17 protein-coding genes are annotated in these 17,832 nt (G+C 41.7%); 9 read left to right on the top strand and 8 right to left on the bottom strand.

Annotated features, from left to right (window positions below):
- Together WG905_RS07975 and WG905_RS07970 are read right to left on the bottom strand one after the other, a co-directional pair.
- Nucleotides 1-1,728, bottom strand: a complete 1,728-nt coding sequence (locus WG905_RS07975) for a M14 family metallopeptidase (protein WP_339591188.1) — start codon at nucleotides 1,726-1,728, stop codon at nucleotides 1-3.
- On the bottom strand, nucleotides 1,729-2,430 hold the full coding sequence (locus WG905_RS07970; RefSeq protein WP_339591187.1) for a hypothetical protein: 702 nt from the start codon (nucleotides 2,428-2,430) through the stop codon (nucleotides 1,729-1,731).
- 28 nt (nucleotides 2,431-2,458) lie between these two features.
- On the opposite strand from WG905_RS07970, the gene pepT reads away from it, so the two are divergent.
- Entirely contained in the window at nucleotides 2,459-3,712 is a 1,254-nt protein-coding gene (gene pepT / locus WG905_RS07965) for a peptidase T (protein WP_339591186.1), read from the top strand.
- 155 nt (nucleotides 3,713-3,867) lie between these two features.
- Here the strand turns inward: pepT and WG905_RS07960 are convergent, their stop codons facing one another.
- The 4 genes from WG905_RS07960 to WG905_RS07945 are packed head-to-tail and all read right to left on the bottom strand — an operon-like array spanning nucleotide 3,868 to nucleotide 7,277.
- Nucleotides 3,868-4,554, bottom strand: a complete 687-nt coding sequence (locus WG905_RS07960) for a class I SAM-dependent methyltransferase (protein WP_339591185.1) — start codon at nucleotides 4,552-4,554, stop codon at nucleotides 3,868-3,870.
- Nucleotides 4,555-4,572: 18 nt separating this feature from the next.
- The gene (locus WG905_RS07955; RefSeq protein WP_339591184.1) at nucleotides 4,573-5,640 is read right to left on the bottom strand and encodes a mechanosensitive ion channel family protein; all 1,068 of its coding nucleotides are present in this window, start codon (nucleotides 5,638-5,640) and stop codon (nucleotides 4,573-4,575) included.
- 1 nt (nucleotide 5,641) lies between these two features.
- Nucleotides 5,642-7,039: an MBL fold metallo-hydrolase RNA specificity domain-containing protein gene (locus WG905_RS07950; protein ID WP_339591183.1), complete on the bottom strand. Its 1,398-nt coding sequence runs from the start codon at nucleotides 7,037-7,039 to the stop codon at nucleotides 5,642-5,644.
- A gap of 7 nt (nucleotides 7,040-7,046) precedes the next feature.
- Nucleotides 7,047-7,277 carry a YtxH domain-containing protein gene (locus tag WG905_RS07945; RefSeq protein ID WP_339591182.1) on the bottom strand — a complete coding sequence of 77 codons (231 nt, stop codon included), beginning with the start codon at nucleotides 7,275-7,277 and terminating at the stop codon, nucleotides 7,047-7,049.
- A gap of 215 nt (nucleotides 7,278-7,492) precedes the next feature.
- Between WG905_RS07945 and rplM the strand changes: the two genes are divergently transcribed.
- The 8 genes from rplM to WG905_RS07905 all read left to right on the top strand — a co-directional run bounded on the left by rplM (nucleotide 7,493) and on the right by WG905_RS07905 (nucleotide 14,465).
- Nucleotides 7,493-7,936: a 50S ribosomal protein L13 gene (gene rplM, locus WG905_RS07940; protein WP_339591181.1), complete on the top strand. Its 444-nt coding sequence runs from the start codon at nucleotides 7,493-7,495 to the stop codon at nucleotides 7,934-7,936.
- A gap of 16 nt (nucleotides 7,937-7,952) precedes the next feature.
- Nucleotides 7,953-8,339: a 30S ribosomal protein S9 gene (gene rpsI / locus WG905_RS07935; protein ID WP_196859369.1), complete on the top strand. Its 387-nt coding sequence runs from the start codon at nucleotides 7,953-7,955 to the stop codon at nucleotides 8,337-8,339.
- Between the two features lie 18 nt (nucleotides 8,340-8,357).
- Nucleotides 8,358-9,179: a 30S ribosomal protein S2 gene (gene rpsB / locus WG905_RS07930; protein ID WP_339591180.1), complete on the top strand. Its 822-nt coding sequence runs from the start codon at nucleotides 8,358-8,360 to the stop codon at nucleotides 9,177-9,179.
- 102 nt (nucleotides 9,180-9,281) lie between these two features.
- Entirely contained in the window at nucleotides 9,282-10,118 is an 837-nt protein-coding gene (tsf, locus tag WG905_RS07925; protein WP_339591179.1) for a translation elongation factor Ts, read from the top strand.
- Between the two features lie 64 nt (nucleotides 10,119-10,182).
- Entirely contained in the window at nucleotides 10,183-11,304 is a 1,122-nt protein-coding gene (gene nagA, locus WG905_RS07920; RefSeq protein ID WP_339591178.1) for an N-acetylglucosamine-6-phosphate deacetylase, read from the top strand.
- A 23-nt stretch (nucleotides 11,305-11,327) separates the two neighbouring features.
- Nucleotides 11,328-12,035: a UMP kinase gene (gene pyrH, locus WG905_RS07915; RefSeq protein ID WP_339591177.1), complete on the top strand. Its 708-nt coding sequence runs from the start codon at nucleotides 11,328-11,330 to the stop codon at nucleotides 12,033-12,035.
- Nucleotides 12,036-12,074: 39 nt separating this feature from the next.
- Complete coding sequence (frr, locus tag WG905_RS07910) at nucleotides 12,075-12,638, top strand: ribosome recycling factor (RefSeq protein ID WP_339591176.1); 564 nt, start codon at nucleotides 12,075-12,077, stop codon at nucleotides 12,636-12,638.
- Nucleotides 12,639-12,716: 78 nt separating this feature from the next.
- Nucleotides 12,717-14,465 (top strand): ABC transporter ATP-binding protein, encoded by a 1,749-nt coding sequence (locus tag WG905_RS07905; protein ID WP_339591175.1) that lies wholly within the window; start codon nucleotides 12,717-12,719, stop codon nucleotides 14,463-14,465.
- Between the two features lie 157 nt (nucleotides 14,466-14,622).
- On the opposite strand, the gene WG905_RS07900 is transcribed toward WG905_RS07905, so the two are convergent.
- Together WG905_RS07900 and WG905_RS07895 are read right to left on the bottom strand one after the other, a co-directional pair.
- Nucleotides 14,623-15,255: a thiamine phosphate synthase gene (locus WG905_RS07900; RefSeq protein ID WP_339591174.1), complete on the bottom strand. Its 633-nt coding sequence runs from the start codon at nucleotides 15,253-15,255 to the stop codon at nucleotides 14,623-14,625.
- A gap of 67 nt (nucleotides 15,256-15,322) precedes the next feature.
- Nucleotides 15,323-17,779 (bottom strand): TonB-dependent receptor, encoded by a 2,457-nt coding sequence (locus WG905_RS07895; protein WP_339591173.1) that lies wholly within the window; start codon nucleotides 17,777-17,779, stop codon nucleotides 15,323-15,325.
- Between the last annotated feature and the right edge of the window lie 53 nt (nucleotides 17,780-17,832).

The raw sequence follows: 17,832 nt of genomic DNA, 5'->3' as shown, positions 1-17,832 counted from the left end.
TTATTTTAAACTAAGGTTTATGTCTGTTATTAACCTGGCAATAGGATAGCGCAGGTGTGTTTTCTCGTAATATGGCGAATTTTTATAAATGAATGCAAGCTGGGCAGCGCCATTATTTGCAAATTCCTTATTTTCAGCACGTTTCTTGTTGAGTTTTTCAAGTAGACCGGGGTCTTTTTTAATTAATTCTGCTGCGGTATCTTCAAAGACATACGCAGAATAATGCTCCTTCTGGCTGAGCACTGAATCAAAGAAATTCCAGTTAAAGAAAGAATCAGTTGCCTGAGGTTCCAGGGTTTCTACGATATACCTGTTTTGCCGCTGGTTTACATAAACAACGTAATCGCCGGCATAGTATTGCATAGGTTGCTTCACGGTGTCTATTTGCACATCACTGTGCAGGTAATGGCCCTCATAAGGTTTGGACACCGTTTTATAATCCCTGATGTAGTAAAACTCTACAGGCAATTCCATGTCATCCTTTAATTCCTTTACCTCCACCCGGTTTAATTTTAACAAGGCAATGACCTTGTCCCATGCTTTTGGAATGATATAAGCTACAGGTTTATCCACGGTAACTGCCGGTACAAAATTGTTCCATTCCTTAATGGTTTTTGTATACGGTTCGTTCCTGTCGTAATAAAGCCGCTTTTCACCACTGACGAGGCTCGGTTTATACTTGGCGGCGTAGCCTTTAAAACTCAACTTCTCATTATGTTGTTTGTCGAGTTTCCAAACCAGCGGGAATGTTGTTTGTTCGGCTACGGCCTGATCAGCTTTCCTTTTATTGTCGCCAATTACCTGTGCATCTCTCACCATGATTTCAAGATATGTTTCCAGAAGCTGATAAGTCGCCTTTACTCTTTCGTCATATGCTTTAAGCATATGTGTCTCTGGCATAAAGCCGATGGCATTGTGGAGGGTGCTATAACCAGTCGAAAAACGTGCACTTTCCAAAAAGCCCTCGATGCCCCCATCGGGTGTTTCTTCCACAGAATTGATATAAGGGATAAGTTCAGTGCCTTTTTTTGCCATTTTGCTATATAACGCCGGCAGCATGGTTTTTGTTAAATAGGTAGCTAAAATAGGATTCAGTTTATCTTTCTGCGTGGGGATCAGGGTCATGGTATACTGGTAATCTGCCCCATTGCTGGTATGGGTGTCCACGAAGATCTCCGGCTGCCAGGTATTAAAAATCTCCTGGAAGGCTGCTGAATTTTTGGAGTCTGTTTTGATGAAATCCCTGTTTAAATCGTAATTTTTACTGTTTCCCCGGAAACCGTATTCCAATGGCCCATTTTGATTGGCTCTGGAGGTGCTGCTGCGGTTATGTGCACCGCCGATATTGTACACGGGGATAATGCAGAGTACCACATTAGCTGGTAATTTATTGTGTTTAAGGAGATTACTGGCCAGCATCATACTCGCATCTATCCCTTCAGGTTCTCCGGGATGGATACCGTTATTGATCAGCAAAATTCTTTTGTTGCTTTCCCTCAGCTTTACAGGGTCAAAGTCCTTGTCTTTCGATAAGACCAGCAGGTGCAAAGGCTTTCCAAAATCCGTCATTCCATAAGAGAGGAGTTTTGCTTGCGGGTGTTTCGCAGCAAGCGCCTCATAATGTTTAATTACCGCTGGATAGGTAGGGGTTTCCTGCGCAAAGGATTTTCTGCTTGCATAAAAACTGCTTGTAGCAAATAAGAACAGGAATAGGAGCAGGGATTTCATCTAATACCTTTTAAAAGTTTTCTTAGCTATGCCGACCGGTCCGAAATTGTATTTCATCCCTAGTGTTAAATAGGTATATACGTCCGGCTTACCGTTTTCAAAACGTATGGTAGAGGGATCATAGCCATCCAATCCTTCCCCAAGGGTAATGTTAGTCTGGTAATTTGCATTCAGGACATATCTGTAATGCCCATTTTTATTGTGCAAATAGTAGTTAAGGCCAAGGTTAAGGGGGATAATTGCCTCCTTGGAAAACGCTTTGTAAACGCGATCGGGCTCATCCCGGTTACTGCGTTTAAGATCGAAATTTCTGTTTTGAATAAGGCCGACACCTGCACCAAGGTATAAGCCTTTTATTTGTTCAAGAAATGTACTGTGCTGGTAATCGATAATAGCACCAAGATATACTTTGCCATTTGCTGTAGCTGACCTGTAGCTGTTTTTAAAACGGAGTCCCGATGGCTCCAAGTTGCTTTGTCCGCCTTTTACAGTCCCGTTTTGGGCTTCAAAGCCTAAACTTAAAAAAGGGGTAAAGAAAAAGTCGGCAGTTCCATAAAAGGCTTCACCATAATTATGTTCCTGTAGATCGGTATAAGACCTTGTAAATCCTGCGCCCCCACCAATACTGAGTTTATAGAAATTAGACTGTGCAGCTACACTTATGGAAAATGCGAGGAGGAGACTGGTGAGAATTATTTTCAATTTCTTTACCTTTAGGTTTTTTAAATTTATGCTAAATTATCAAGATATAACAAAAACTTTGGAAGAACGCTTTAAGAAGTATGTTCAGATTGATACCCAATCAGATCCGGAGTCAGCCAGCGTCCCTTCTACAGAAAAACAAAAGAATCTGGGAAGGGTGCTTGTAGAGGAATTACTGGCCATAGGCATTAACGATGCACACCTGGACGACTATGGTTATGTGTATGCTACGATTCCTTCAACAACCGTTAAAACAGTCCCGGTAATTTGTTTTTGCTCTCATATGGATACCTCTCCGGATTGCAGCGGGTTAAATGTGCAGCCAATTGTACACTGTAATTACCAGGGCCAGGATCTGGTATTACCGGATGATCACACCGTGGTGCTGAGGCAAAGTGAGCATAGGGATTTACAAAACCAGATTGGCAATGACATCATTACGGCCAGTGGCACTACTTTGCTGGGGGCCGACAATAAGGCCGGCCTGGCAGAAATTATGGAAGCTGCTGCATTTTTGATGGCGCATCCGGAAATTAAGCATGGCACGATAAAGATCCTTTTTACACCTGATGAGGAGATTGGCAGGGGCGTAGATAAGGCAGACCTTCAAAAACTGGGTGCAGACTTTGCCTACACCGTTGATGGGGAGACATTGGGTTCTATTGAAGACGAAACCTTCTCTGCCGATGGTGCTGTTTTAACCATCAATGGGGTAAGTTCTCACCCGGGTTTTGCCAAAGGGAAAATGGAAAGTGCCATAAAGATCCTGAGTGCAGTGATCGATGCCTTACCTAAGGATAAGCTCACACCTGAGGCCACAGGCGATAAAGAAGGCTTTATACATCCGGTAACCATTCATGGGAATGTAGAGCAGGCACAGGCTCACTTTATCCTGCGTGATTTTGATGATGATCTGCTGGTGCAGCATGGCGAAACTTTGAAGGCAGTGGTGGAGGAGGTGATGAAGGCTTATCCAAATGCTACTTTCAATTTAAAAATTACAGAACAGTACCGCAACATGAAGAAAGTACTGGATCAATATCCGCAGGTTATCGAAATTGGTATTAAAGCGATTGAAAGAGCAGGATTAACGCCAAAGCGGCAAAGTATCAGGGGCGGAACCGATGGTTCACGTTTATCTTTGATGGGCCTGCCATGTCCTAATATCTTCGCTGGTGAACATGCTTTCCATGGAAAACAAGAGTGGGTATCTGTTCAGGACATGGAAAAAGCAGTGCAAACTATCGTCAACATTGCTGTAATTTGGGAGGAACAGGCTTAACTTATTGATTTTCTTGCTGTGGAAATTAATTTGCAGCTGTTATTTCTCTCGCCATAGTAAAGTGATAATGGATCTAGGGTGGATCTACCATGGATCTACGTTGTATCTACCTTTTTCCACAAAAAACGTAGGTACACCGTAGACTCACAGTAGAATTAAACAAGCCTAAATTGCGCCAGGTATTGATCGTTCTCATCTGTCATGATGATTTCACACTGCCAGCCTTCAGCTTTAGCGATATTTTGTAAGGTTAGCTGGTCGATGTATACCCATTTGAACCATTTCCCACGCTGCTGCTTATAAGCATAGCTGAAGGCAACTTCGCCGTAATAAGCATTTAAAGGGAATTGAATTTCCTGGTAGAGGTAGGAGATATCTGAACTGTCGAATATTAATTGTCCGCCGGGCTTTAAATAGGTTTTGGCCTTTTTCAGAAAATCCTTAAAGCCACTGAGGGAGCCGGTTACGCCGATGCCGTTCATCATAAACAGCAAGGTATCATAGCTTGCTGTTTTTAAATCAAAGATGTTTTTTTCTATGGCATCTTTAACACCTCTTTGTTTCATAATAGTAACAGCTGTGGCAGAAATATCTAAAGCCGTTACTTTAAACTTTCTTTCCTGCAAAACCAGGGCGTGGCTGCCGGCACCGGCGCCTACATCAAGGACATGGCCTTTGCAAAGTTCTAGTGCTTTCAACTCCAGTTCCGGCATTTCTTTCTCGTTTCTAAAGAAAAGATCTACCGGCATTACTTCTTCTTCGCCATAAGAATTATGTACCCATAGGGTCTCAGCTGTACCGTTTAAATAATAATCCTGCAAGGCTGCGCCCAAAATATCCATGGGGCAAAGTTAACGATCTTATGAATTTTCTTTGTATTCCAACCTGGTTTTTGGTAAACTATCAGGGTAATGGTCACGTACAAAGGCAATCATATGTTCGCGGACATCACAACGGAGGTCAAAAGCATCTGATGAATTGCGGGCACTCATTAAAAACCGAACTTCAATGGTCGATTGTTTATTGTCTGTTACCTGCACCACATTCACCCTTTTATCCCATAATTTGTGCGCAGTTAAAACCTTTGTTAATTCTTCTCTTAACGGAGGAATAGGGATGTTATAATCGAAATATAGAAATACCGTACCCAAGAGTTGGGCAGATACCCTGGTCCAGTTTTGGAAAGGCTTTTCAATGAAATAAGTGATGGGAAGGATGAGCCTGCGCTGGTCCCAGATATTGACCACTACATAGGTTAGGGTGATTTCTTCTACCCTGCCCCATTCACCTTCTACAATGACAACATCGTCGATGCGGATGGGTTGGGTAAAGGCGATTTGAAAACCAGCGAGCAGGTTTCCCAAGGATTTTTGTGCTGCAAAACCGATGATGATGCCACCGATACCAACCCCGGTGAGCAGTCCTGTACCGATTTTACGCATGCTTTCAAAACTTAATAAAATGATGGCAGCGCTGATCACAATAATTAAAGCAACCGTAAATTTCCTGATAAACTGGAACTGCGTCCTCAGCTTCCGTTCCTTTAGATTGTCTTCCTTGGTGGAATCGTACTTGTAGAAAAAGTAGTCCTCAAATACTTTAATCAATTGAATGAGCAGCACACAGAAATTAATCGTTAGTGCAATTTCCAGTACCCTGATGATTTGCTTTCTATAGGGGGCATCCATTTCCATAAAGCCCAGCGAAATATTGAAGAGCAGCAGGGGGATGAAAAAACCCACGGGCCTGCTCAGTCGCCTGATCACTGAACTGATGACAAATGTAGCCCAATACTTGCAAAAAAGGAGAAACAGCCTTTTCAGCATATATTTTATCACTAAACCCAATGCAATAGCTGCTAATCCGATGACTACATTAGTGATGAATTGGGAAGTTGAAAAGCCTGAAAATTGATTAAAGTATAACATATCATAATTCGTATTCCTGGTGTTGCTCCGGGATGGCCACACGCTTGAATCCCGTGTCTACAAGGCGTTGTGCAAAGCGCTGCTGGACTTCATATTCGCCATGCACCAGGAAAACACGCTGTACTGCCCCTGGATCCTGGCAGGCAAGAAAATGCAGCAAATCTTCATAATCACCGTGTGCACTCATGGATTTTATGGACTTTACTTCAGCAATAACATCATATTCTTCTCTGAATAGCTCCACAACTTTATCGCCTGCGATTAATCTTCCACCCAATGAGTTGGGTTCACAATAGCCAACCATTAAGATGGTGTTCTTCTGGTTGCTGATATTGTTCCGGATATGGTGTTTTACCCTACCGCCTTCAGCCATGCCAGAGGCAGAGATAATGACACAGGGCCTTGGATCATTATTTAAAGCTTTGGATTCTTCAATGCTTTCAATAAATTTTAAGCCTTGAAAGCTAAAGACGTCATGGTCTACCCGAAGTACCTTTTGCACTTCAGTGTTTAAAACTTCCGTGTGATTTTGTAAAACTTGAGTAGCCTGGAGCGATAGCGGACTGTCGACGTAAAAAGGAATATCTGGCAACCTGTTTTCTAATGCCAATCCATTTAATGCATAAAGCAACTCCTGTGTACGGCCAACACTGAAGGCAGGGATAATGACTTTTCCTTTTTTAATCAGACAGGTATGGTTGATGATTTCCAGCAGGAGGTCTTCAATAGGATCAAGGTTTTTGTGCAGGGAATCGCCGTAGGTAGATTCCAGCAGGATATAATCTGCCTGTGGGAAAGTTTGAGGGTTTTTTAACAAGGGATCTTCATAACGGCCCACATCTCCGCTAAAGGTGATGATGGTTTCTTTTCCCTCGTCCAGGAGGGTCAAATGAACAGCCGCACTGCCAAGAATATGTCCGGCATCTGTGAGCAGCAGGCTTATCCTGGGTTCAATTTCAAAAGGCTCATTGTACTCCACAATCTTAAACCGACTGATGGTGTGGATGACATCTTCTTCTCTGTATAGCGGCTGAACGGCTTTTTCGCCTTCACGAAGATGGCGGTTCGTGTATTCGGCATCCTGCTCCTGAATTTTTGCAGAGTCCATCAGCAGGATTCTTGCCAGGTCCATTGTTCCCGGGGTGGCATAAATATGGCCTTCAAAACCTTCGGCAACCAGACGTGGCAATAGGCCGCAATGGTCAATGTGAGCATGTGATAATATCACGTGATTTACAGCAGCTGGCTTAAAGCCGAAGTAACCGTTTAATTCATCAGTTACTTCAGCCATGCCCTGGAACATTCCGCAGTCCAGTAATATTTGAGTGTCGTTGTTTAATGTAATCAGGTGTTTTGTTCCCGTTACGACCCTTGCTGCTCCGTGAAAGGCTATCTTCATTTATAGTCTACGCGTTTACTTTAGCGCCTACTCTGGAAACTGTTTCAGAAACCGTATCTTTAACAGAGCTGGTTACACCAGCAATTTTATCTTTGGAAGCATCAACGATGTCTGCAAGCCAGTCAGCTACACTTCCTTTAATGTCGTCTCCTTTGTCTGTTGATAATATTAAGGCTACAGCAGCTCCTAAGGCAGCTCCTGCCAATATTCCAGCAATAATTTTAGTTTCTTTTGTCATCTTCTTAATTTTTGTGATTATCAATATGATTATAACAAGTTAAGTCGCTTTTAGTTTTCTTATCTTTGTGTTTTGCCGAACAAGACGCCTCTATTTTACGATATTTTAAATATCTTTTCTCCTAAGCGTTTGATTATTAAAAGATTTCTATCTATCTTTGCAGTCCCTAAATTTGAGGGGTAATAAATAATTATTAACAAATTAAATACAAGCAAGTGAATACGTTAAGTTACAAAACTGTCTCAGCCAATGCTAAAACTGTTAACAAACAGTGGGTTGTTGTTGATGCTCAAGGCGAGATTTTGGGGCGCTTGTCATCGAAGATCGCAATGATCATCCGTGGAAAAAACAAGCCTGATTACACCCCACACGTAGACTGCGGTGATAACGTCATTGTTATTAATGCAGACAAGGTTAAATTGACCGGAAAAAAATTCAGTGAAAAACAATATGTTTCTTACACTGGATATCCAGGTGGTCAACGTTTCATCTCTCCTAAAGAGTTAATGGCGAAACACCCTACGCGTGTTATCGAGAAAGCCGTTCGTGGTATGTTACCTAAAACAAAATTGGGTGCTAAATTGTACACCAATCTTTTTGTTTATGCAGGTTCTGAGCATCCTCACCAGGCACAATCACCAACAACCATTACACTTTAATTAAAGGAAGAAAGAAATGTCAGTTACTAACACTTCAGGAAGAAGAAAGACTGCTGTTGCACGTATCTATTTAAAAGATGGCAACGGCGCCATTACCGTTAACGGTAAAGACCACAAAGTATATTTCCCTACATTACCATTGCAATACATTGTTAACCAGTCATTAGAAGTATCTGAGCTGGTTGGTCAATATGATATCAATGTTAACGTAGCAGGCGGAGGTATTAAAGGCCAGGCAGAAGCAATTCGTTTGGCTATCGCTAAAGCTATTGTTGAATTAGATGCTGAGAAAAAACCAGCATTACGTGCTAAAGGGTTAATGACCCGTGATATGCGTATGGTTGAACGTAAGAAACCAGGACGTAAGAAAGCTCGTAAAAAATTCCAATTCAGTAAACGTTAATCTTAAGGAGACAACACAATGGCAAGAACAACATATCAAGACTTATTGGATGCAGGTGTACATTTTGGTCACCTCACCCGTAAATGGAACCCTAAGATGGCGCCCTACATTTTCATGGAGCGCAATGGTATCCACATTATAGATTTAAACAAGACTTTAACTAAAACTGAAGAAGCTGCTTCTGCGATTAAACAAATCGTTAAATCTGGTCGTAAGATCTTATTCGTAGCAACTAAAAAACAAGCTAAAGAAATTGTTTCTGAACAAGCGAAAAAAGTAAACATGCCTTTCGTAACCGAGCGTTGGTTAGGTGGTATGTTAACTAACTTCCAGACTGTACGCAAGTCCATCAAAAAGATGTCTAACATCGACAAGATGACTAAAGATGGTACTTATTCGATTCTTTCTAAGAAAGAGCGTTTAATGATCCAACGTGAGCGTATTAAATTAGAAAGCTTATTAGGTGGTATCGCGGATTTAAACCGTTTACCAGCTGCTATCTTTTTAATTGACGTTAAAAAAGAGCATATCGCTGTTAGCGAAGCGTTGAAATTAAACATTCCAACTTTTGCAATGGTTGATACCAACTCTGATCCTTCTAACATTGACTTCCCTATTCCAGCGAATGATGATGCAACTAAATCTATCTCTTTAATTACTGATATTATTATCAAAGCAATTGAAGAAGGTTTAGATGAGCGCAAACGTGAGAAAGACGATGAAGCTGAAAAAGAAGCTGTAGCTGCTAAAGCTGCTGCTGATGCTCCAGAAGTTAAAGAACCAGGAGAAAGAAAAAGAAAAGTGAATGCTGATACTGAAGAAGGTACTAGCGAAGCGTAAATAATATATGAGGGGTTGTGTATTGTGTGTTGTGGAATTTTCTGACAACTATCAATATGCAACCCTTCATTTTTTGATTAAAAACTTAAAAACGAAACAAAAATGTCAGTACAAATTACTGCTGCAGATGTAAACAAATTACGCCAACAAACCGGTGCCGGTATGATGGATTGCAAAAAGGCTTTAACAGAAGCAAACGGCGATTTTGATGCAGCCGTTGATTACTTACGTAAAAAAGGTGCTAAAGTTGCCGCTAGTCGTCAGGATCGTGATTCTAACGAAGGTGTTGTAATCGCTAAAGCTACAGCAGACGGAAAACGTGGTGTTGTAATTGAATTGAACTGTGAAACTGATTTTGTTGCAAAGAATACTGATTTCGTTGCTCTTGGTAATAAATTTGCTGATTTAGCGATTGAGAAAAATCCTGCTACTTTAGAAGAGTTGTTGGCTTTGGAAATTGATGGTTCAAACGTTGCTGATATCATTGTTGAGAACACTGGTAAAATTGGTGAGAAAATTGGCATTTCTAAATATGAAACAGTTACAGGTGAAAAAGTTGTTCCTTATATCCACGGTAACTACCGTTTAGGTGTATTGGTTGCTTTAAACCAGGCTGTTGAAGGTGTTGATGAAGCAGGTAAAGATGTTGCTATGCAAATTGCAGCAATGAACCCTGTTGCTTTGGATAAAGATGGTGTTGATTCAACTACCATTGAGCGTGAAACTGAAATCGCTAAAGAGCAAATCCGTGCTGAAGGTAAACCAGAAGCTATGATTGAGAAAATCGCTGCTGGTAAATTGAACAAGTTCTACAAAGACAATACTTTGTTGAACCAGGAATTTGTTAAAGATTCATCCAAAGATGTTCGTAAATTCTTAAATGATACTGCTAACGGTTTAACTGTTACTTCATTTAAACGTGTTCAATTAGGTGCTTAATCTGGTTGAAAATAGATAATATTAATTAAAAGTCCCTTTGGGGACTTTTTTTATGCCTTTTTTTATGATAGCGATCAAGAATTGTAAATATTTTCAGGACCACCAGTTAATCAGCAATCACCACGTATTAATTGCTGAAGGAAAGATCAAGGCTTTAACAACCGATGAAATACCAGCCGGCTACCATGTAATTGATGCAAAAGGCCAGTATTTAACGTCGGGTTTTTTGGAATTGCAGATTTATGGCAGCGGCGGTAATTTGTTTTCTGCTTTTCCAACGGTTGAAACCCTGCGGCAAATGGATGCTGATTTAATCAGCAAGGGCACCACTGGCTTTATGGCCTGTTTAGCTACAAATACCCTGGAGGTGTTTTACAAGGCCATTGACGCGGCTAAAGCTTACAGAAATGAAGCTAAAGCTTTTATGGGTTTACATTTAGAAGGACCTTATTTAAATCCCAAAAGAAGGGGGGCTCATATTGAATCACTGATCTGCAAAGCCAGTCTTGATGAAGTGAAGAAGTTAATCGAATATGCGGATGGCACTGTAAAAATCATGACCATGGCTGCGGAGCTACAGGATGATGATGTCATCCAATACTTACTTGACCAAGGGGTGGTCTTGTCGCTGGGTCATAGTGATGCAACTTTTGAACAGGCTATGGACGCCTACAACAAGGGGTTTAGTACAACCACCCATTTGTTCAATGCGATGCCTTCAATACACCACAGGTCACCAAATTTACCCGTAGCGGTCCTTAATCATCCCACAGCCATGGCCAGCATCATTGCCGATGGCCAGCATGTAAATTTTGAAGTGGTAAGGATGAGCTATCAGCTGATGAAGGAGCGATTGTTCCTGATTACAGATGCCGTTACCGAGTGCCAGGTTGGCCCGTACCAGCACCAGTTGAGTGGTGATAAATTTATAACCGAAGAAGGTACCCTTTCGGGTTCCAATATCACCTTGCTGGATGCGGTGAGAAACTGTGTTGAGCATTGTGGTATACCACTATCTTCAGCCTTAAATATGGCATCCCTACATCCGGCAAAGGCCATTGATAAATCAACAATCTACGGATCTGTAAGCGTGGGTAAAAGCGCTGATCTGTTGCTTTTAAACGATGACTTAATTTTACAGCAGGCATTTGTTGCCGGAGTTGAACATTTGATCACTAATAATTAAAACAAATAGCTATTTTTGGAGTCATGAAGTATAAAAGGATCCTTTTAAAGTTAAGCGGCGAATCGCTGATGGGCGATAAGCAATACGGTATTGACAATGAGCGTGTTAGGCAGTATGCAGAGGATATTAAAGCAGTTCACGCCCGCGGGCTTGAAATTGCAATCGTAATTGGCGGAGGCAACATATTCAGAGGTTTGAGCGCAGAAAAGTCTGGGATGGACCGTGCACAGGCTGATTATATGGGAATGCTGGCAACCGTTATCAATAGTATGGCCCTACAAGACGCACTTGAAAAAGTAGGCTTAAAAACCCGCTTACTTACCGCCATCAAAATGGAGCAAATCTGTGAACCCTTTATTCGCAGAAGAGCTGTCAGACACCTTGAAAAAGGCCGTATTGTTATTTTTGGTGCTGGTACAGGTAATCCTTACTTCACAACTGATTCTGCAGCTGCATTAAGGGCTATAGAAATCAAAGCCGACGCCGTATTAAAAGGTACTCGTGTGGATGGCATTTATACCGCTGATCCTGAAAAAGATCCTTTGGCCACGCGCTATTCTGAAATCTCCTTCAAAGAGGTTTATGCGAAAGGCCTAAACGTTATGGATATGACGGCTTTTACACTTTGCGAGGAAAATGAACTACCGATTATTGTTTTTGATATGAATAAACCCGGTAATTTCATGAAAATTGCAGAGGGTGAAGAAATCGGAACCCTTGTAACCGTCTAATTTTATAATAATTATTAAATTGCACAAACAACACTGATTATGAATGACCTCATAAAGAAACAATTACAAGAAGCACAGGCAACTATGGATAAGGCTATTCTTCATTGCGAGTCTGAGTTGACTAAGCTTCGTGCTGGTAAGGCTTCTGCAGGTATGTTGGATGGCATCATGGTAGATTACTATGGAAACCCAACGCCTTTGAGCCAGGTAGCCAGTATCAATACCCCTGACGCCCGTACATTGCTGATTCAACCCTGGGAGAAACAACTATTGACTCCAATTGAGCGTGCCATCATGGAAGCCAATATTGGTATTAACCCTCAGAACGACGGTGTGATCATTCGTCTTGTTGTACCTCCTTTAACCGAGGAACGCAGAAAAGATCTGGTTAAAAAGGCCAGAGAGGAAGCTGAAAGAGGTAAAATAGCTATCCGTAACATCAGAAAAGATGCTAACGAAAAGATCAAAAGATTAAAAGGCGATGCTGTTTCTGATGATGAAATTAAAACCGGTGAAGCCGAGGTTCAGAAAATAACCGATACTTACATTGTAAAGGTCGACAAACATATCGAAGCCAAAGAAAAAGACATTATGACGGTTTAATATTTCCGTTTATAATCTGGATATAATAAAAAGGGGATATGGCAAAAGCTATATTCCCTTTCTTTATTTTTGCATTTCATGAATTTACTGTTTACATACCTAAAAAGGCACCAGTGGGTGGTTGTGCTGGCACTCGTACTTGCTGCCGTTAACATAGGCTTTTCCTTACTTGATCCCTACATTGTAGGGAAGATCGTAGACCGGTTTATTGAAAGGAAAGATGATTATACCCGTGACGAATACATCTGGGGAGTTCTGGGCCTTGTAGGACTAGGGGTTGGTGCTGCCATGGTATCCCGGATCGCTAAGAACTTTCAGGATTATTTTACCAGTATCATTGTCCAGAAAGTTGGTGCGCGCATGTATGCAGATGGTTTAAAACATTCCCTGGAACTTCCTTACCAGGTATTCGAAGACCAGCGAAGTGGCGAAACACTCGGTATTTTACAGAAAGTCCGTCTGGATTGCGAAAAGTTCATTACTTCTTTTATCAGCGTGGTCTTTGTAAGCTTAATCGGGATGGTTTTTGTAATCATTTATTCCCTGTCAGTAAGTTACCAGGTAACACTTATCTACTTCTCAGCCATACCCATCATCAGCATTATCAGCTGGTTGTTGAGCCGTAAAATCAAAACCATTCAAAGGATCATCATCGGTGAAACGACCGCCTTGGCGGGTTCCACAACTGAATCTTTGCGGAATATTGAACTTGTAAAAAGCCTCGGACTGGTTAACCAGGAGATTGATAGGCTCAATAAAACGACCTACCAGATTTTAGCACTCGAACTGAAGAAGGTAAAATACGTTAGAAGCATGAGCTTTTTGCAGGGTACTACCGTTAACTTTGTGCGCAGTGCGATGGTAGTCGTGCTGCTCATCCTGATTTTCGATGATACCATATCCCCGGGTGAGTATTTCTCTTTTCTATTTTACTCGTTCTTTTTGTTCGGTCCCTTGCAGGAGCTCGGCAATGTTATTTTATCATGGCGGGAAGCAGAGGTATCATTGGGTAATTTCAAGCGGATATTGAGCATGCCGATCGACAAGAAACCAGTTAATCCTGTTAAGCTGGAAAAAATATCACGTCTTTCTTTTGAAGGAGTGAGTTTCCGTCATTTAACGGGGAAAACCAATGCGCTAAATGACATCAATTTCCATTCCCGCAAAGGGGAGACCATTGCTTTTGTAGGCCCTTCGGGGTCCGGAAAAACCACGCTGGTTAAATTGCTGGTTGGTCTTTACCAGCCGATGCAAGGCAGTGTAGTGTATAATGATATCTCCAGCAAAGAGATTGACTTAGATCAGCTTCGTGAAAAAATTGGTTTCGTAACGCAGGACACACAGTTGTTTTCAGGCTCCATCCGTGAGAACCTGCAGTTTGTAAGGCCTGGCGCCAGTGATGAAGAATGTTTACATGTGTTGAAGCAAGCGGCTTGTCAAAATTTAATGGCACGCGCAGATAAAGGGCTTGATACGGTGATTGGCGAAGGTGGTGTAAAGGTTTCTGGTGGCGAGAAACAACGCTTATCAATTGCCAGGGCCTTGTTGCGTAAACCGGATATCCTCGTATTTGATGAGGCAACTTCTTCCCTGGATTCTTTAACCGAAGAGGAAATTACCGGCACCATTCGAGAAATTTCAGAACAAACCAGTCATATCACTATTTTAATTGCGCACCGTTTGTCGACCATCCGTCATGCCGACCGGATCTATGTTTTAGAGAAAGGTCAAATCATCGAGCAGGGTAAACATGATGACCTGCTGGAAGAAAAGGGCCTTTACTACGCGATGTGGCGTCAACAGGTTGGTGAGCGTGTTAACGTTTAGGGTATAGTTGTGCCGTCAGCATGTTTTAGAATTCAAAAACACCTTAAATATTACTTAAGGTGTTTTTTGTATGGTATTTTGACTTCTTTAGAAAAACGATGAGGGTATTGACTTTTTTACGATAATCTCGAAATTAATGCTAAAGTTCAAGAAAAACTTAACGTATTCTTATGTAGAATGCTTCATAAGCATCCCGCAAATCATCTGCCTGGTTGATGGCGGCAGAGACAGCAATACCAAAAATTCCAGTTTCCATCAGGGCATCCACGTCATTTAAAGTTACACCACCGACGGCAAGTACAGGAAGGTCTGCATTTACTTCTTTTAAAGCGGCCATAGCCGCTGCATATGCTTCCATACCTATTAAGGGAAAGGTGTTCGGTTTAGTGCTGGTCTGGCCAAATGGCCCGAAACCTGCATAGTCCACACCCTCCTGCCACAGGCGGATCAGCCCTTCAACCGTATTTGACGATCCACCAATGGTTGTTTCCTCGCCAAGCTGGTTGCGTAAAGCCAGAAAATCAGCATCCATATCTTCCATGTGAAAGCCCTGGATATCAGCCTTTCCTTTTAAATGCACATGATCTGTGACAATCAGGGTAGCCCCCCAATCGTCACAAATTGTTGCAATTTGATTGATGTCAACCAGCAATTCAGCTTCTGTTTTAGTCAGACACCGGTATTGTATCCATTTTGCCCCCGCCTCACAAGCCAATTGCGCTTGTTCAACATGACTTTTTTGTGGTAAGTCATGGGTAATAAAATGTAATTTTTCTATGTATTTTTTCATCAGTGTCTAGTTTTATTATTTAATGGCGCTGAAGTTCTCAATGAAGCGATCACCTTAGCCCTCTAATTTAAAATTTCAAATTCAAAGAGAGTAAAAAGTTAGTACCTGCCTGAGGGAAGTAAAAGTTTTCCCTTGTCGTTACACCCTGGTAAATCGAACCGTAAGTATAGCCATTGCTTTCGTATTTTTTGTCAAATAAATTGTTCACCATTAAACCCAGGTTTACTTTCTTGATCCCGAAAGCGCTGAAATCATAGCCCGCACGTAAATTGCTTACAAAATAAGCCTTTAACATCCTGGTTTCATTTTGAGTATTGTCTAAATATTGTTTGCTCACATATTTGTTCTGCAAAGCGATGGCAAAGCCTTCCCAAGGTTTGTAAGCCAATTCTCCAAATAATACGGCAGCAGGAGAGAAGGAAATATCCGGAGACTCATAATCGGTGGTTACCGTATTGACAATATTCCAGTTGTCATCATATTCATAAAGATAGTCTACGAAATTGCGAATCTTATTTTTGCTGAATGCCGCATTGGCGTTCAGTACAAACTTCCTGCTTAAAATGTAAGATGCATCTAGTTCAATCCCGGCTCTGTAGCTGCTGGATACGTTTTGGCGTATGGCTGAACCCACATCATTGATTTTGCCTGTAACCACCAGCTGGTCTTTATAAAACATCCCATAGGCATTAACCCCAGCGTTCAACTTGCCGCTTTTTAAGCGATAACCAAGTTCAGTATTGTATAAACGCTCAGACTTTGGAAAAAGCCCTGGATTAGCGTCCACGTAATCATTCCTGCTCGGTTCTTTATTGGCCACACTCCATGATAAATACACATTACTTTTCTCGTTCACGAAATAAGTAGCACCCACTTTAGGGTTAAAGAAATTCATCTTGTCTTGCAGATTCACGTTATTCAGCTCATTCTCTGTCCCATTCACTGCATAGTTAATGTTACGGTATTGGAGATCCGCGAAAAGACTTAACTGTTCAGATGGACTATAGAAAACCTTTCCGAAAACATTAAAATCTGATTTATCGCCCTGGTTATCATAATAATGATCGCCATAAGCCCCATTTGAGGCATATTGTGCCCAGATAATTTCACCGAAGTGCTTCCCTTTATATTCATTATAAGCACCGCCTAAAGTAAAAGTAAGCGTGGACGTCGGCTGGTAATTGAAATTATAAGTAACGCCATAAAAGTCATTATCTAACCACCGCCTGCGAATTAAGTCTGTGCTTTCTATCGCGTCAGCACCTGTACCCACATTTTCCAATCCATAATTACCAAGGCTTTGGCCAGGTTTGTACTCCTCATAATAACCCCTGCCATCGGTATAATGAAGTGCTCCGTTAAAAGAGAATTGCTCATTAAACTGGCGGGCATATAATAACTGGTAATGGTTTTGCCAGTAATTATCGGTCTGGTCTTTATAAGTAAAGGAGTTATAGGTTCTGCTGTTCGAATTTCGCAAAAGTTCTGCATCAGCATCATTCAGCCCATTTCTGGCAATGTAAGCCTCCATGCCCGCAACATCCCCGTTTAACCTTGCTTCAGGAATACCATTCCAGGCCTGGTAGGTAGTTTCAGTACCTGCAAAGACATTTACCCGCAGCAAGTCTTTTTTGCCCTGGTAGGCGCCTGATAAAAAATAAGACTTCAAATCTGAGGCTGCGCGGTCAATAAAGCCATCTGATTTGATTCGGGAAAGCCTTCCGTCAAAGCTGAATTTATTATCAATCAATCCGGTACCCACCTTTACGGTGTTTTTTAATGTATTGTAGGAACCGAATGTGTTATTTACTTCTGCATAAGGATCTGCATTAATTGCGCTCGTTTGTATATTGATACTGGCACCAAAAGCACCGGCACCGTTAGTAGAGGTGCCTACGCCACGCTGAATCTGGATGTTTTCTACGGAAGAGGCAAAATCAGGCATATTCACCCAGAAGCTGCCCTGGCTTTCACTGTCGTTATAAGGAATACCGTTCACGGTTACGTTTGTACGACTGCCATCACTACCACGAATTCTGATTCCGGTATAACCAATGCCTGTTCCTGCATCCGAAGACACGACCACACCGGGCGTGTTATTCAATAGGAAAGGGAGGTCCTGGCCAAAGTTATTGGCATCAATATCCTCCTTGCTCAGGTTCTTGTAAGTGGTGGCAGATTTCTCATTGGCACGTGTACCGCGCACAATTACCTCCTCGGCCATGTAAGCAGCAGCAAGCAGGTTAAAATCCAACCTGAGGTCGGCATTGATGCTGATGTTTTTTTCCTGGGTATGGTAACCCATATAACTTACTTCTAATGTATAAGTACCAGCTTTTAGATTTTTTAATTGATAATAACCATCACGGTTGGTTTTTGTCCCCGTTCCCGCATTTTTTATGCGTACGGTTGCTCCGGTCAGACGATGATCTTTTTCAGAAACCGTTCCTGAAATGATAAATTGTGCTTTCGTTAACAACGGAAACAGTAACACAGCGAATGCTGTGATCAGTAATTTTTTCAATTTAAATTGTTTTTTTAGTTAAACACGCTGTAAGCAGGGGCACTTACAGTTTA

The organism is Pedobacter immunditicola (genome assembly GCF_037482985.1).
GTDB lineage: Bacteria > Bacteroidota > Bacteroidia > Sphingobacteriales > Sphingobacteriaceae > Pedobacter > Pedobacter immunditicola.
The sequence above is the reverse complement of the archived record's forward strand: the minus strand, read 5'-3'. Positions and strand labels throughout refer to the sequence as shown.

What these genes read in the sequence shown, in the direction of transcription:
- WG905_RS07975 (WP_339591188.1), bottom strand. Translation starts at nt 1,728, where the DNA reads ATGAAATCCCTGCTCCTATTCCTGTTCTTATTTGCTACAAGCAGTTTT.
- pepT (WP_339591186.1), top strand. Translation starts at nt 2,459, where the DNA reads ATGCTAAATTATCAAGATATAACAAAAACTTTGGAAGAACGCTTTAAG.
- WG905_RS07960 (WP_339591185.1), bottom strand. Translation starts at nt 4,554, where the DNA reads ATGGATATTTTGGGCGCAGCCTTGCAGGATTATTATTTAAACGGTACA.
- WG905_RS07955 (WP_339591184.1), bottom strand. Translation starts at nt 5,640, where the DNA reads ATGTTATACTTTAATCAATTTTCAGGCTTTTCAACTTCCCAATTCATC.
- WG905_RS07950 (WP_339591183.1), bottom strand. Translation starts at nt 7,039, where the DNA reads ATGAAGATAGCCTTTCACGGAGCAGCAAGGGTCGTAACGGGAACAAAA.
- WG905_RS07945 (WP_339591182.1), bottom strand. Translation starts at nt 7,277, where the DNA reads ATGACAAAAGAAACTAAAATTATTGCTGGAATATTGGCAGGAGCTGCC.
- rpsI (WP_196859369.1), top strand. Translation starts at nt 7,953, where the DNA reads ATGTCAGTTACTAACACTTCAGGAAGAAGAAAGACTGCTGTTGCACGT.
- rpsB (WP_339591180.1), top strand. Translation starts at nt 8,358, where the DNA reads ATGGCAAGAACAACATATCAAGACTTATTGGATGCAGGTGTACATTTT.
- tsf (WP_339591179.1), top strand. Translation starts at nt 9,282, where the DNA reads ATGTCAGTACAAATTACTGCTGCAGATGTAAACAAATTACGCCAACAA.
- nagA (WP_339591178.1), top strand. Translation starts at nt 10,183, where the DNA reads ATGATAGCGATCAAGAATTGTAAATATTTTCAGGACCACCAGTTAATC.
- pyrH (WP_339591177.1), top strand. Translation starts at nt 11,328, where the DNA reads ATGAAGTATAAAAGGATCCTTTTAAAGTTAAGCGGCGAATCGCTGATG.
- frr (WP_339591176.1), top strand. Translation starts at nt 12,075, where the DNA reads ATGAATGACCTCATAAAGAAACAATTACAAGAAGCACAGGCAACTATG.
- WG905_RS07905 (WP_339591175.1), top strand. Translation starts at nt 12,717, where the DNA reads ATGAATTTACTGTTTACATACCTAAAAAGGCACCAGTGGGTGGTTGTG.
- WG905_RS07900 (WP_339591174.1), bottom strand. Translation starts at nt 15,255, where the DNA reads ATGAAAAAATACATAGAAAAATTACATTTTATTACCCATGACTTACCA.